The organism is Dactylosporangium salmoneum (assembly GCF_039532525.1).
In the GTDB taxonomy this organism is placed as follows: Bacteria; Actinomycetota; Actinomycetes; order Mycobacteriales; family Micromonosporaceae; genus Dactylosporangium; species Dactylosporangium salmoneum.
This window is the reverse complement of record NZ_BAAARV010000107.1, coordinates 1-13,673: the sequence shown is the minus strand read 5'-3', so window position 1 is coordinate 13,673 and position 13,673 is coordinate 1. Positions and strand designations below refer to the sequence as shown.

13 protein-coding genes are annotated in these 13,673 nt (G+C 74.0%); 7 read left to right on the top strand and 6 right to left on the bottom strand.

The window, feature by feature from the left end; translation table 11 throughout:
- Positions 1–61: 61 nt before the first annotated feature.
- The 4 genes from ABD352_RS49685 to ABD352_RS49670 are packed head-to-tail and all read right to left on the bottom strand — an operon-like array spanning position 62 to position 4,234.
- Positions 62–526, bottom strand: a complete 465-nt coding sequence (locus ABD352_RS49685) for a GNAT family N-acetyltransferase (protein WP_344619657.1) — start codon at positions 524–526, stop codon at positions 62–64.
- 11 nt (positions 527–537) lie between these two features.
- On the bottom strand, positions 538–807 hold the full coding sequence (locus ABD352_RS49680; RefSeq protein WP_344619656.1) for a hypothetical protein: 270 nt from the start codon (positions 805–807) through the stop codon (positions 538–540).
- A 42-nt stretch (positions 808–849) separates the two neighbouring features.
- Positions 850–2,928 (bottom strand): methyl-accepting chemotaxis protein, encoded by a 2,079-nt coding sequence (locus ABD352_RS49675; RefSeq protein WP_344619655.1) that lies wholly within the window; start codon positions 2,926–2,928, stop codon positions 850–852.
- Between the two features lie 37 nt (positions 2,929–2,965).
- Positions 2,966–4,234, bottom strand: coding sequence for a DUF2314 domain-containing protein (locus tag ABD352_RS49670; protein ID WP_344619654.1), 1,269 nt, complete (start codon positions 4,232–4,234; stop codon positions 2,966–2,968).
- A 56-nt stretch (positions 4,235–4,290) separates the two neighbouring features.
- Here ABD352_RS49670 and ABD352_RS49665 point away from each other — a divergent pair, with 56 nt between their 5' ends.
- The 3 genes from ABD352_RS49665 to ABD352_RS49655 all read left to right on the top strand — a co-directional run bounded on the left by ABD352_RS49665 (position 4,291) and on the right by ABD352_RS49655 (position 8,549).
- A complete protein-coding gene (locus ABD352_RS49665) occupies positions 4,291–5,298 on the top strand; it encodes a threonine aldolase family protein (RefSeq protein WP_344619653.1) in 1,008 nt (335 codons plus the stop codon).
- Positions 5,299–5,358: 60 nt separating this feature from the next.
- Positions 5,359–7,317: an Hsp70 family protein gene (locus tag ABD352_RS49660; protein WP_344619652.1), complete on the top strand. Its 1,959-nt coding sequence runs from the start codon at positions 5,359–5,361 to the stop codon at positions 7,315–7,317.
- A 179-nt stretch (positions 7,318–7,496) separates the two neighbouring features.
- Positions 7,497–8,549 carry a TetR/AcrR family transcriptional regulator gene (locus ABD352_RS49655; protein ID WP_344619651.1) on the top strand — a complete coding sequence of 351 codons (1,053 nt, stop codon included), beginning with the start codon at positions 7,497–7,499 and terminating at the stop codon, positions 8,547–8,549.
- Here ABD352_RS49655 and ABD352_RS49650 read toward each other — a convergent pair.
- Together ABD352_RS49650 and ABD352_RS49645 are read right to left on the bottom strand one after the other, a co-directional pair.
- Positions 8,538–9,080: a TetR/AcrR family transcriptional regulator gene (locus tag ABD352_RS49650; RefSeq protein WP_344619650.1), complete on the bottom strand. Its 543-nt coding sequence runs from the start codon at positions 9,078–9,080 to the stop codon at positions 8,538–8,540. The two genes, ABD352_RS49655 and ABD352_RS49650, sit on opposite strands and share 12 nt — an antisense overlap.
- Positions 9,081–9,149: 69 nt before the next feature.
- Positions 9,150–9,341 (bottom strand): hypothetical protein, encoded by a 192-nt coding sequence (locus ABD352_RS49645; RefSeq protein ID WP_344619649.1) that lies wholly within the window; start codon positions 9,339–9,341, stop codon positions 9,150–9,152.
- Between the two features lie 73 nt (positions 9,342–9,414).
- Here ABD352_RS49645 and ABD352_RS49640 point away from each other — a divergent pair, with 73 nt between their 5' ends.
- The 4 genes from ABD352_RS49640 to ABD352_RS49625 are packed head-to-tail and all read left to right on the top strand — an operon-like array spanning position 9,415 to position 13,618.
- Entirely contained in the window at positions 9,415–10,266 is an 852-nt protein-coding gene (locus ABD352_RS49640; protein WP_344619648.1) for an alkaline phosphatase family protein, read from the top strand.
- Positions 10,267–10,326: 60 nt separating this feature from the next.
- Positions 10,327–12,045, top strand: a complete 1,719-nt coding sequence (locus ABD352_RS49635) for an MFS transporter (protein ID WP_344619647.1) — start codon at positions 10,327–10,329, stop codon at positions 12,043–12,045.
- The gene (locus ABD352_RS49630) at positions 12,038–13,180 is read left to right on the top strand and encodes a hypothetical protein (protein WP_344619646.1); all 1,143 of its coding nucleotides are present in this window, start codon (positions 12,038–12,040) and stop codon (positions 13,178–13,180) included. The genes ABD352_RS49635 and ABD352_RS49630 overlap by 8 nt, the downstream gene beginning before the upstream one ends.
- Positions 13,181–13,222: 42 nt before the next feature.
- Positions 13,223–13,618 carry a hypothetical protein gene (locus ABD352_RS49625; RefSeq protein ID WP_344619645.1) on the top strand — a complete coding sequence of 132 codons (396 nt, stop codon included), beginning with the start codon at positions 13,223–13,225 and terminating at the stop codon, positions 13,616–13,618.
- The last annotated feature ends 55 nt before the right edge of the window (positions 13,619–13,673 follow it).

Genomic DNA, 13,673 nt, shown 5'->3' with positions numbered 1-13,673 from the left:
TCAGTTATCGATCACGCCACGCCGGGACCTCACCCAACCACGACCCTTTATGAAACGCGCCCTAGACGTCGGGCAGCGCGGCCAGGATCGCGTTGCGGGTCGGTCGCCGGTCGATCTCCATGAACCGCTGGGGCCCGGCGAGCGGCTCGAACCCGCTGCGCCGGTACACCTCGTGCGCGTCCCGGGTGGCCAGCAGCAGCCGCAGCACGCCATCCGCGGTGAAGTCCTCGACGATCGCGTCGACGAGCCAGACCCCCAGCCCGCGCCCGCGGTGGCCGGCGTCCACGAACACGTCACAGATCCAGGCGAACGTGGCCCCGTCGGTGACCACCCGCGCGAAGCCCACCTGGCGGCCGTCCTTGCTGACAGTGTACGGCGTGGAGCCCTCGATCGACCGCGCCACGACGTCGTAGGCCCGCCCGGCCGCCCAGTAGGACTCCTCGGACAGCCACCGATGCACCGCCGCCGTGTCCACCCGGTCCCGGTCGGTGGTCAGGACGTACCCGTCGCGCACGCGCTCGCTCACGGGCTCGGAGCCTAACGGACCGGGTTCCATCCGTCGCCGCCATTCAGGTACGCGGCCGAGGTGCGCCCGGCGGCCTCGGCGGCGGTGAGCTGCGGGCGGTCGGGGGTGACGGCGGCGCCCGGGCCGCGGTTGCGGTACCCGCCGTAGCGGGCCTCCCGCCACGGCCAGGTGCCGAAGTCGGTCCACAGCGAGCAGCTCTGATCGACGTCGCATGGGCGCTCACCTCCCGAGGAATGCGCTTTCCTAACGGCACCGCAGGAGCCGCGAGCGACCTCGGCCAATGCTTCGCGTTTGCAGGAAATGTGCAGCCGAACCGCACTGGCTCACGCCGGGACGGTGGTGGAGACCTCGGTGCCGGCGGGGGCGAGCAGGGCGCGGATGTAGTCGCCGATGGTGGCGATGGTCTGGGGGCTCGCGTCGCTGAACTCGATGCCGAGCTCGTCGGAGGGCTCGTCGGAGGCGATGTGGCGCACCGCGCGGCCGCGCAGGTGCAGCTCCTCCTCCCCCAGGCGCAGGGTCAGGTCCAGGTCGGTGCCGATGGGCGGGCGCTCGCCGGGGCGGAAGCCGCAGCGCAGGCCGCTCACGGAGAGGTCGAGCAGGTCGGCCTTGAGCTCCTGGCCGTTGTGGCGCAGCAGCAGCGTGCCCTCGACCGTGGCGCGGCTGTGGCGGCGCCGCTCCAGGCGGTCGGTGACCTGGGCCAGGGTCTCGATGCGGGCGATCGCCTCGCGGACGCTGCCGACCAGCTGCTCCACCGAGGAGCGCTGCCGCACGGCGACGTCGCTGAGCCGGGCGGTCACGTCGCCGACGGCGTTGACGCCCTGGCTCATGTCGGTGATGACGCCGGACATGGCGCTGGTGTTGGCGCTCAGCGCGGACACGGTGTCGGTGATCTCGTCGGTGGAGTCCTTCGTCTTCGAGGCGAGGCTCTTCACCTCGCCGGCCACGACGCTGAAGCCGCGGCCCGCCTCGCCGGCCCGGACCGCCTCGATGGTGGCGTTCAGGGCGAGCAGGTTGGTCTGGCCGGCCACGCCGGCGATGAGGTTGGCGATGCCCTCGACCCGGCCGAGGCTGCTGGTGACCGCCTGGATGACGGTGCTCGCCTCGCCGGCCCGCTCGACCACGCCGCGGGTGACCCGGTCGGCCGCGTGGGCCTGCTGCTCGATCGCGTCGGCGGCGCAGAGCACCTCGTCGGCCTGGAGCATGACGTTGCGCAGCTCGCTCAGCACGGCGCCGCTGGTGTCGTCGATGACCTGGCCGGCCCGGCGCCGTACCGTCTGCTCCGCCAGCTGCTGGCGCACGTTCGTGGTCATGAGCTGGGCCTCTTTCGCGACCTGCTCCTGCTGGAGGCGGATCTCCTGCTCGTGCATCGCGTCGAGCATGTCGTCGATGGTGCGGCCCAGCACGGCGATGTCGTCGCTGCCCTCGGGGCGGATGCGCAGCAGCCGGTTGCCGGAGGTGATGATCTGCTCGGTGGTGCGCCGCAGCGGGCCGACCCGGCGGCGCAGCGCGGCCCGCACCGACCACAGCATCACGACCACGAGGACCACGGTGGCCGCGGCGACGAAGAGGAAGAGCTTCACGGCGGTACTGCTGGCCGCGGCGTGGATCGGCCGGGCCGCGACGGACTCGAGCACGACCGTGTCCCCGTTGACGGTGCCGATGCTCGCGTCGACCGCGATGTGCCTGGCCCCGACGATCGAGGTGGCGATGTCGAGGGCGCCGAGCTGGCTGTGCAGCTGCGGCTGGGCCTCGGCGCCGGGGCGCACACCGGAGCCGGCGAGCGCGACCGGCAGCGCGATCGCCTTGCCCAGGCGGGCCACCCGGTCGGTGTCGAGGCGCTTGAGCATGACCATGCCGCCGGACGGGGTGCCCGCGCCGGTGCTGGGGAAGGTCGGGACGCCGCAGAAGAGGTACGGCGCGTCGGCCGTCACGACGCCGCAGGTCGCCTCGCCGGCCCGGGCCTTGGGGTCGAAGAGCTTGCGCAGTACCACCGGATCCCGCAGCTGCGACGGCGGCAGGCCGAACGCGTCGGCGTCGGTGGTCATGCCGCCGACCCGCAGCGCGCCGTCCGCGCCGACGCCGAGGAACCCGTCGACGTCGAGGATCTGGTGCTGGGTGGCGGGCGGGAAGTCCGTGGCGAAGCCGCCCTTGTCGGAGTTGGCGACGTCGTTGAACGAGTTGTCCCACACGCCGTTGGTCGCCCCGAACGCGCTGAGCAGCTGGGCCTGGGCGTCCAGCCCGATGCGGATGCGGTCGGCGTCCTGGGCCACCTGGCGGGACTCGAGGCGCTCGAACGCCCCGGTGGTGATCCACTGCATCACCAGGAACGCCGCGATCAGCCCGGCGAGCGCCGCGGCGACCGGCAGCAGGCGGCGTGTCAGCCGTCGTGCGTCGAGACCCACGAGGTGCTGTTCGGCACCGGCGGGTCCGACCTGAGCCTCAATCCTGCTCGCCGAGCACGCGGTTGGTCCACCCGCCCTCGATGATCCCTTCCCCGTCGACCCACACGCCCCAGTCGACGATCGCACGCTCCTCGACCATGACGGGACGGCCGGTACGGACCGACGGATCGATCTGCGCGTCGGACATGCACACGCCGTGCAGGCGCCGCGGCGTGGGCCACGCCGTGACCGTGGACCACACGAACTCGGTGCCCTGCGCGTTCTGCAGCCGGTGCTTGACGATGAGGTGCTGCTGCGCCAGGGCGAACTCGTCGCCGAGGAACCGGGTCCGGGCCTGCGGCAGCGCCTCCCGGGCGGTGGCGATCGCGGCGTCCATGGCGTCGCCGGGCTGCGCGTAGCGCACGCTCGTGCCGCGGGTGCCGAACAGCGCCGCGGTCACCCCGGCGAAGAACTCGCCGGCCGAGGCGGGGAAGTCGTCGGGCGGGACCACGGTCAGCAGCGTGTCGACGTCGGGGTCGCCGGCCGGGTCGACGCGCAGCTGCACCCGGGCTTCGCGGGCCTCCTCGGCGGCGCCGGGCGCGCCGCCGTACGCCAGGATCGCGTCGGCCGCGGTGACGGTCAGGTCGGCCGCGAGGCGCACGAACGCCTCGCCGCGGGCGTGCTCCACGGCCCGCACCCAGCGCCCCAGCAGGGCGCGGGCGATGCCGGTCAGCGCGCTCGTCCAGGCCTCGGCCAGGGTCGGCGGCACATCCTCGGCCTGCAGCTCGGGCAGGCCGAAGCGGCCCAGCCCGCGAGTGGTCATCCACAGGCCGCGGTCCCCGGCGGACTGCGGGACCACGATCCACTTGCTCAGCGCGCCCGGGCCGGACGCCCCGGGCAGCGACGCCCGGGCCGCGGCGGGGTCGAGCAGCTGCGGGGTGTACATGTCGATGAGCTCGCCACCGGTGAGCTCGGCCAGCCCGGCCGCGAGCGCGCGGGCGCACCACTCGTGCGCGGGCGGCCAGCCGGGGCCGAACGCGGCCTGGCACACGACCAGGTACGGCGCGGACGCCACCGCCTGCACCCGGGCCGGCGGGGCGCCGAAGATGCGCAGATGGTCGAGCGGAAGCGGCGGCGCCTGCCCGGCCGGAGCGGTCGAGACGGACGTGAACGGCCCGTCCAGCATCCGCAGCACGGTGGCCCGCAGCGGTTCATCGAGGGCCTCGGCGACCGTGCGGGCGGCGGCGGCCGCGTCGGCGGGCGGCCGGTCGGTCGCCACGACGTACGTGGCCACGACGGTCTCGGGCACGCTGAGCACGATGTCCACGGCGTCATCCTGGCGCATCGCACACGCGCCGTCGACCCGGGGTTACATTCTTCGAGGTGTACTTCGTGAGCGACAACAACGCCGGCGCGCACCCGGCCGTCCTGGCCGCGCTCGCCGCCGCGAACAACGGCCACGCCCGCTCCTACGGCGCGGACCCGGTGACCGAACGCGCCGAGGCGTTGTTCAAGCGGCACTTCGGCGAGCACGCGGAGACGGTCTTCGCGGTCACCGGCACGGCGGCCAACGTCATCGCCCTCGCCGCGATGCTTCGCCCCTACGACACCGCGCTGTGCGCCGACTCCGCGCACGTGTTCACCGACGAGTGCGGCGCGCCCGAGCGCTTCATCGGCGCCCGGCTCACCGCGGTGCCGACCGCGGACGGGCGGCTCACCCCGGCGCAGGTGGTCGCGTTCGCGACGAGCCCCTACCGGCCGCACGGGCAGCGGCCGCGGGCCGTGACGGTGGCCCAGCCGACCGAGCTCGGCACCCTGTACAGCGCCGCCGAGCTGCGGGCGCTCGCCGAGACCGCGCACGCCTACGGGCTGCTGCTGCACGTCGACGGGGCCCGGCTGGCCAACGCGGCGGCGGCGCTCGGCACCGGCCTGGGCGAGCTGGCCGAGGGCGCCGACGTGGTCTCCTTCGGCGGCACGAAGAACGGCGCGCTGGCCGCCGAGGCCGTGGTCTTCCTCGACCCGGGGCTGGCCGCGGACCGGGCCCTGCTGCAGAAGCAGTCCATGCAGCTGCTGGCGAAGGCGCGGTTCACGGCGGCACAGTTCGTGGCCCTGCTCGACGGGGATCTGTGGCGTACCAATGCGGCCAATGCGAACGCGACGGCGGTCCGGCTCGCCGGGATCGTGTCCGCCCTGCCCGGCGTGAAGCTCGCCCATCCGGTGCAGACCAACGCCGTCTTCGCCCACCTGCCCGAGCCGGCCCTAGCCGCGCTGGAGGGCTACGGCTCGCGCTGGGGCTCGGGCACGCTGGTCCGGTTCATGACGGCGTTCGACACGACCGACGTCGATGTGGACAGGTTTGCGGCCATCCTTCATGCAGCGTTCACCCGCTGATCGGCCGATACGCCCGTGCGGCCGATGCCTCGCGGGCGGCGGCGTTCCTAGATTGGGCCCGTGACCTTCGGGGTGCGCCTCGGCATCGACTTCGGCTCCCTCACCACCGTCGCGGCGCTGGCCGGCCCGGACGGTGTGGTCCGCCCGCAGCGCTTCGACTCGCACCTGGGCGACGACCGGTCGGTCCTGGGCAACGACTTCCCGCTCCTGGGCAAACACCCCTCGCTCCTGGGCGACGACCGGTCGGTCCTGGGCAACGACCGGGATCCGGCCGACCCCGAGGTGGTGGCCAAGACGCTCGCCCGGGTGGCGGAGGAGGCGGTTCGCGCGGCCGGCAGCGTGCCGCCCGTGGTGCTGACCCATCCGGCGGCGTGGCGGCCCGACCGGCGCCGCCTGCTCACGGCCGCGGCCCACCTGGCCGGCCTCGGCGAACCCGAGCTGCTGGCCGAGCCGGTGGCCGCCGCGCGGTACTTCACCAGCACCCTCGGCCACCGGGTCCCCGCCGGCAGCTGCCTGGTCGTCTGCGATCTCGGCGCCGCCACCTTCGACGTCAGCGTGGTCCGCCAGGCGGCCGACGGCTTCTCGGTGGCCGCTGCCGACGGGCTCCTCGACGCCGGCGGGCTCGACCTGGACGCCGCGGTGGTGCGGCTGGCCCGCGACCAGGCCGCCGACGACCCGGCCTGGCACCATCTCGACCGGTCGGGGCTGTGGCAGGACGCCCGCGCGGTGCGTGAGGAGCTCTCGGCGGCCTCGACCGCGCGGTGGTACATCCCGTCGCTGGGCACCCTGACCGTGACCCGCGAGGCGCTGGAGCGGGCGATCGCGCCCGTGCTGGAGCGGACCGTCGAGCGCACCCTCGACACCCTGCGCGCGGCCCGGGTCACCCCGCAGGACGTGGCCGCGGTCTTCCTGACCGGCGGGGCGAGCCGCACCCCGCTCCTCGCCGACCTGCTGCACCGGGCCCTGCGGATGCCGACGGTCACCGCCGAGCACCCCGAGGTGGCGGTCGCCTGCGGCAGCGTGCACGGCGAGCGGGGGGCCGCGCCCGTCGTGGTCCCGGCCACGGCCGCCCGGCCGAGGGTCAAGCCCTCGCTGCTGCGGACGTTCTCGCCCGGCGGCATCGTGCGGGGCGCCCCGGCGGTGCACGGCGTCGCGGTCAGCCCCGACGGCCGGCTGCTCGCCACCGGCGGCGAGGACCGCAAGGTGCGGATCTGGGACCTGGGCACCGGTCAGGTCCGCTACACCCTCACCGATCACGACGGCCCGGTCCGCGCGGTCGCGTTCAGCCCCGACGGCGGGCTGCTCGCCTCCGCCGGCGGGCACCCCCGCAAGACGACCCGGGCGCTGCGCGTCTGGCACACCGCCGACGGCCGCCGCCACCGGGCCTACGACACCGACCCCGGCGGCCCGGCCGTGGTCGCCTTCCACCCGGCCGGGCGCCTGCTCGCCGCCGCCGGCCGCGACGGCGCCGTGCGCCTGTTCGACCTCTTCGACGCCGACGGCCGCCCGTACACCCACCGCCCGGCCGGCGGCGCCCCGATCCACGCCTTGGCCTTCAGCCCCGAGGGCGAGATCCTGGCCACCGGCGACGACGGCGCCCGGCTGTCGCTGCACCACGGCGACCCGATGCCCCGCCACGGCGGCGCGGCCCTGCACGGCCACCGCGGCGCCGTGCTCGGCGTGGCGTTCGGCGGCCCGGCCGGCGCAGTGCTGGCCAGCGCCGGCGCCGACCGCACCGTCCGGCTCTGGGACACGGCCTCGGGCGCGCCGCACGCGGTGCTGCAGGGCCACACCGACCCGGCCGCCGCGGTCGCGTTCAACCCGGCGGGGACGCTACTGGCCAGCGCCGGCCTCGACACCACCATCCGGCTGTGGGACCCGTCGACCGGCGCCCACCTGTACACCCTCGACGGCCACGACGGGGCGGTGCACGCCCTCACCTTCGCCCCCGACGGCGCCACCCTGATCTCGGCCGGCGCCGACGGCGCGGTCCGCCTGTGGAGCCTGGGCCGCCCGTAGCGCCCGCAGCACCGACTCCCACGTCATCGCGGCCCTCCTTCACATGTTCACATCATCCGGATGATGAAGGTATCCTGATCCCGGACCTAGTCGCAACGCCCTCGGACTCGTCGCAACGCCCTCGGACCCGTCGCAACCCCCTCGGACCCGTCGCAACGCCCTCGGAAGGGAGCCGCCTCGTGGAGCGACTCAGCCGCGCAGAGACTCAGCAGCGCACCCGCGCCCGGGTGCTGGCCGCCGCCCGCGACGAGTTCACCGAGCGCGGCTACCGCGACGCGAAGATCGACGCCATCGCCGAGCGGGCCGGCCTGACCCGCGGCGGCGTGTACTCCAACTTTGCGGGCAAGCGCGCGCTGTACTTCGCCGTGCTGGCCGACTCGCTCGCGGAGCCCGCCGCCTTCCCCGATCCCGGTCGCACGGCCCGCGAGGCGCTCGGCCTGTTCGCCCGCGCCTGGGTGGGCTCGCTACCCCTGTTCACCAACTCCTTCAAAGGCCTGGCGGTCGACCTGGTGCCGGAGATCATGGCCGACGAGATGACCCGGGTGCCGTACGCCCAACTGCTGAACCTCGACGCGGTGCTGCTCGGGCTGGCCCTGGAGCGGCTGCACCCGGCCGCGGGCCGCCGCACCGGTGTGGCGGCCTCCGTGCTCACCCAGCTGCACGGCGCCTCCCGCCTGGCCGTGGCCGCCCCCGGCTTCGTGGACGAGTTCGCCGTGGTGGCCGCCTGCGAGCGGCTGGCCGGGCTGGACCTGGAGGAGCCCTGGAACCCGCCGCACCTGCCCCACGCCCCGGAGGCGGTCGCGTGCGACGAGCCGTGGTCCCCGCCGCCCGCCCACGACGCCATCCAGGACGCCGCCCTGCTGGCCATCGGCTCCGGCGTCGTCACGGTGCTGGGCCTGCGCCGGGCGGCCGCGGTGGAGGAGGCGGTACGGGCCGCCGCGCCGGGCACCCCGATCACGGCGGTGCTGGTGACGGACCGGCCGGAGGAGCTCGCCGACCTGTCCCGGCTGGTCGTCGCCGAGCTGATGGGCTGCCTGCGGGCGGCCTTCCCGTCGTCCGCCTGGCCGGACCTGGCCCTCGTGCACGACCCTGCCGCCGCCCTGGCCGCCGCGGCGGGCGTGACCTCGGTCAGCGACACGACGGAGACGGCGGTCCTGGTGCGCGGCGGCCGCATCGTCGCCCGGGCCGAGGGCTTCGGCGCCGGCCACGCGGTCGCCTCGCTACGACCCTGACCCGCCCAGCAGTTGCTCGGTGGCGGTGCCGGCCAGCCAGGTGCGGTACCGCTGCAGGCTCCACCGGCAGTGCCGCCGCAAGAGCTGATGGGTGTGCGGTGAGGCCAGCGCGTAGAGGATGTCCGCGGCCGCCTGTGCGCTCAGGCCGGGCCGCAGCGCGCCACCGTCCTGCAGGGTCTGCGTCAGCGTGAGCCAGAGCCGCCGGGTGGCGCTCGACCCGGCGTCGGCGGCGGCGCGCATGTCGGGGTCGGCGTCGGCGGCCTGCACGGTGACCATGATGAGGTCGCCGGCCCGCTCGAACAGCGCCACCGTGTAGTCGATCGCCCGGCCGATCGCCGCGCGCGGGTCGGACTCCTCGAAGGCGTCCCGGATCTCCGGCCGGTCGGCCACCGCCACGGGCCGCTCGTCGCCGACGGTGGCCACGTCGAGCACGTGCCGGAAGAGGTCGGCCTTGCCGGGGAAGGCGGCGTAGACGGTGCGCCGCGAGCGACGCCGCCCGCGACCGGGGCGACCGGCGCAGCATCTCGCCACTGCCGTGCGGCATCGTCCCGTTCACCGTCGCCTGGACGGCCTGGCTGCTGTTGTCCGTCGCGCTGTGCCTCACGCGAACACGGCGACGGTCAGCCCCGCCGCGCCGGCAGCAGCGCGATGAGCATGATCACACATATCGACACGCGTCTTCGCGTGGAACCGCAGCTCAGGCCCGTCGAGCCGCCCGTTCCATCCCTCGGCAGCAACCGTGACGTATTGATGCACACCGAAGTGTTCACCGCTCGCACGCGTCCCGGTCAAGAGGCTCTCATGATCTTGTAGCCGTCGCTCCCCACGATGTGGCGTCATCGCTGCCCAGTAAGGGGGAGTTCCCATGTCGATCCGCCGGGTGGTGCTCGCGCTCGCGACCACCGCCCTCGTCGCCACCGGCGTGACCGCCGCGGCGTCGCAGGCGCAGGCCGCCACCAGCGTGCCGCGCTTCGACCACATCGTTCTCGTGATGTTCGAGAACCACGCCTACTCCCAGATCAACGGCTCCAGCAGCGCCCCGTACTTCAACTCCCTGGCCGGCCAGGGCGCGAAGTTCAGCAAGTCGTACGCCGTCACGCACCCGAGCCAGCCGAACTACATCGCGCTGTTCTCGGGCTCCACCCAGGGCGTGACCAGCGACGACTGCCCGAAGAACTTCACCGGCACCAACCTGCAGTCGCAGCTGGTGGGCGCCGGCCTGACGTTCAACGGCTACTCGGAGTCGATGCCGTCCAACGGCTACACGGGCTGCTCGAGCGGCAACTACCAGCGCAAGCACAACAGCTGGGTCGACTTCAGCAGCGTGCCCGCGGCGTCGAACCTGACCTACGCGAGCTTCCCGTCGTCGGCGAACTACGCGAGCCTGCCGACGGTCGCCTTCGTCACGCCGAACATGTGCAACGACATGCACGACTGCTCGGTCTCCACCGGCGACACCTGGCTGAAGAACAACCTCGACGCCTACGCCCAGTGGGCCAAGACGCACAACAGCCTGCTCATCGTCACCTTCGACGAGGACAACCGGCTCGCGCTGAACCAGATCTTCACGGTGTTCGTCGGTGCGAACGTCAAGACCGGCACGTACACCGAGCAGATCAACCACTACAACGTGCTGCGCACCATCGAGGGCGCGTACGGCCTCTCCGGCATCAACAACGCCGCCAGCCTGTCCCCCATCACGGACGTCTGGGCCTAGCACCACTCTTCCGTGGGCGTCCCCCCGGGGCGCCCACACCCCCTTTTCGAAAGGCTCTCCGTGTACCTGTCCACAGTGGACAAGCCGGCCACCGCCGCCGTCTCCGTCCCCGCGCGGCGCACCCGCATCGCCGCCACGGTGCTCGCCCTGGGCACGGTCAGCCTGATCACGGACGTCTCCGCCGAGATGGTGACGGCCATCCTGCCGCTGTACCTCATGCTCGGCCTCCACCTGGGCCCGCTCGGCTACGGCGTCGTCGACGGCCTGTACACGGGCGCCACCGCGCTGCTACGCCTCGTCGGCGGCTACGTCGCCGACCGCATCCGCCGCCGCAAGGCCGTCGCCGCCTTCGGCTACGGCATCTCCGCCCTGGCCAAGCTGGGCCTGCTCGCCGCCGGCTCCTCCGTCCCCCTGCTGAGCGCCACCATCGTCGTCGACCGGGCCGGCAAAGGCCTGCGCACCGCCCCGCGCGACGCCCTCATCACCCTCTCCACGCCGCCCGAGCGCCTGGGCCGCGCCTTCGGCGTGCACCGCGCGATGGACAGCGTCGGGGCGTTCGCCGGCCCGCTGGTCGCCGTCGCCGTGCTGTCCGCCTCGGCGCAGTCCTTCGACGCCGTCTTCGTGACGAGCTTCTGCGTCGCCGTGCTCGGCGTCTTCGTCCTGCTGACCTTCGTCCCCGACCACCGCGGCCCGTCCTGGCTCGCCCCGTCTGCCGCCCCGGTCTCCCCAGCCCCGATCGCGGCGGGCCCGACGTCCTCGGCCCCGATCGCGGCCGGCCCGCTGTCCCCGGCCCCTCCGCTCGCGCCCGCTCAAACCTCGGCCACCTCGGCGCCGGCGCCCACCTCGCGATCGTTCATCGAGGGGCCCTCCCCCACCCCTCCCACCGCGATCGACGATCAGGACGATCGCCGAGCCCGCGACGCGCCTCACGGCACGGACGCGACGCGGCCCGCCACCGCCGAACCGCGGGACACAGTTGCGGGCCGAGGCCGCAACGCGCCTCACGGCACCGACGCGGCAGGGCCCACCACCGCCACCGCCGAACCGCGCGACACCGCTGCGGGCCGAGACCGCAACGCGCCTCACGACACCGACGCAGCGCGGCCCACCACCGCCACCGCCGAACGGCACGACACCGTTGCGCTCGGCGACGCCGGGCACCGGACGGCCGCGACCAAGCCGGGGGTGTCGCCCGGTGAGGCGTTCGCGCTGCTGCGGCGCCGGGACTTCCGCATGGTCGTGATCGCCGCGACCGTCATGGGCCTCGCCACCATCGGCGACGGCTTCGTCTATCTCGTGCTGCAGCGGCACCACGACATCGCCACGGGATGGTTCCCGCTGCTGGCCGTCGGCACCAATCTGGCGTACCTCCTCCTCGCCATGCCCATGGGGCACCTCGCCGACCGGGTCGGCCGGGCTCGGGTCTACCTCGGCGGGTTCGCCGCGCTCGCCGTCGTCTACGGCCTGCTCGCGGCCGGGGGCGGCGGCACGGCCGGGCTCGTGGTCACGGTGGCGCTCTACGGGGCGTTCTACGCGGCGACCGACGGCGTGCTGATGGCCCTCGCCGGGCCGCTGCTGCCGGAGGCGTTGAAGACCACCGGGATCGCACTGGTGCAGAGCGGGCAGTCGCTGGCATACCTGGGCTCCTCCATCCTCTTCGGCGCGGCGTGGCAGTGGTGGGGCCCGGGCCCGGCCCTGTGCGCCGCCGCCGGGGCCGCCCTCGCCGCCCTCACCCTCGTGACATCCATTCTCCGCAGAGGTACGACAAAAAATGCGTAAGATCTTCCTGACGTCGATCGTTGCCGCGGCGCTGGCCGTCGGGGCCGGCGTGTACATCAACCAGGCCGCACACCGCAACGACGCCGCGGCCGCCGCCAGCGAGGACGTCGACATCACGCCGGGGCCGAAGCTCCTGGTCCGCAGCACCGCCGACGGGTCGATGGGCCACCTCGCGGTCGTCGACGCCCGCGCCCTGCGGCAGGAAGGCGCCGCCGGCGCGCGGCAGCAGGAAGCCGCCGCCAGCACACCGCAGCAGGAAGCCGCCGCCAGCACGCCGCAGCAGGAAGGCGCCGCCGGCGCGCGGCAGCAGGAAGGCGCCGCCAGCACGCCGCAGCAGGAAGCCGCCGCTGGCGCGCCGCCACAGGGACGCAAGGTCTCCGCGGTGACGTGCAACCGCGTGTACGCCGCGGCCGGCACCGCCATCTGCCTGCGGCCCGACGGACCGCTCGCCTCGTACCAGATCACCGTGCTCGGCCCGCACCTGGAACAGCGCGACGCCTACCCGATGGTCGGCGTGCCGAACCGCGCCCGGGTCTCCGCCGACGGCCGGCTGGTCACCTGGACCGCCTTCGTCACCGGCGACTCGTACAACAACGGGCAGTTCTCCACCCGCGTCGGCGTGCTGGACACGAGCACCGGCGACATGGTCGCGGAGTCGCTCGAGGACTTCGCGCTGACCCGGGACGGCAAGCCGTACCAGGCCGTCGACATCAACTACTGGGGCGTCACGATCGCCGCCGACGACCGCACGTTCTACGCCACGATGGCGACCGCCGGGCACCGGTACCTCGTCCAGGGCGACTTCCAGGCCCGCACCATGAAGACCCTGGCGGAGAACGTGGAGTGCCCGTCGCTGTCGCCCGACGGCACCCGGATCGCCTTCAAGCAGGCGGTCGGCGGGGACCCCGCGAAGGGCTGGCGGCCCGCCGTGCTCGACCTCGCCACGCTGCGCCCCACGGTGCTGGCCGAGACGCGCTCGGTCGACGACCAGATCGCCTGGCTCGACGACCACACCGTCATGTACGGGCTGCACCGCGACGCCGACCACGCCGACGTCTGGTCGGTGCCGGCCGACGGCAGCGGGGCGGCGGCGATCCTGGTCCCGGATGCGGAGTCGCCGGCCTACCTCAGGTAGAAGCCCTTGAATAGACTCACTACCTGAGAGTAACTTGTCCCGATGCGAACGCTGGCGTTGCTCATCGCGGCCGTTGGGATCCTGCTCGAGGGCCTGGTCATCGGCGTGGTGCTCTTCGCCCTCGGCGGGGTGATCGACGCGTACTCGATGTCGCTCAACGGCAGCGACCCCTCCGTCGCCTCGCCCGCCGTGAAGGCCGCGGGGATCGGGCTGGCGCTGCTGCTCGTGGTGCTGGCCGCCGGCCTCGGCGCCGCGGCCGCCCGCGACCGGCACGCCCGCGGCATGGCGGTCACCGCCCTCGTCATCCAGTGCCTGGTGGTCGTCGTGGCGGGGATCGCGCTGGGCTGGGCCGTGTTCGCCGGGACGCTGCTGGTGCTCGGCACCATCATGTACGCGCTGCTGGACGACCGGCCGACGCCCGCCCACCGCCGCGGCTAGTGCTGTGACCGCAAACGTTGGCCGGGTTGGATGCGGTTGAGATTTTGTCGTACGT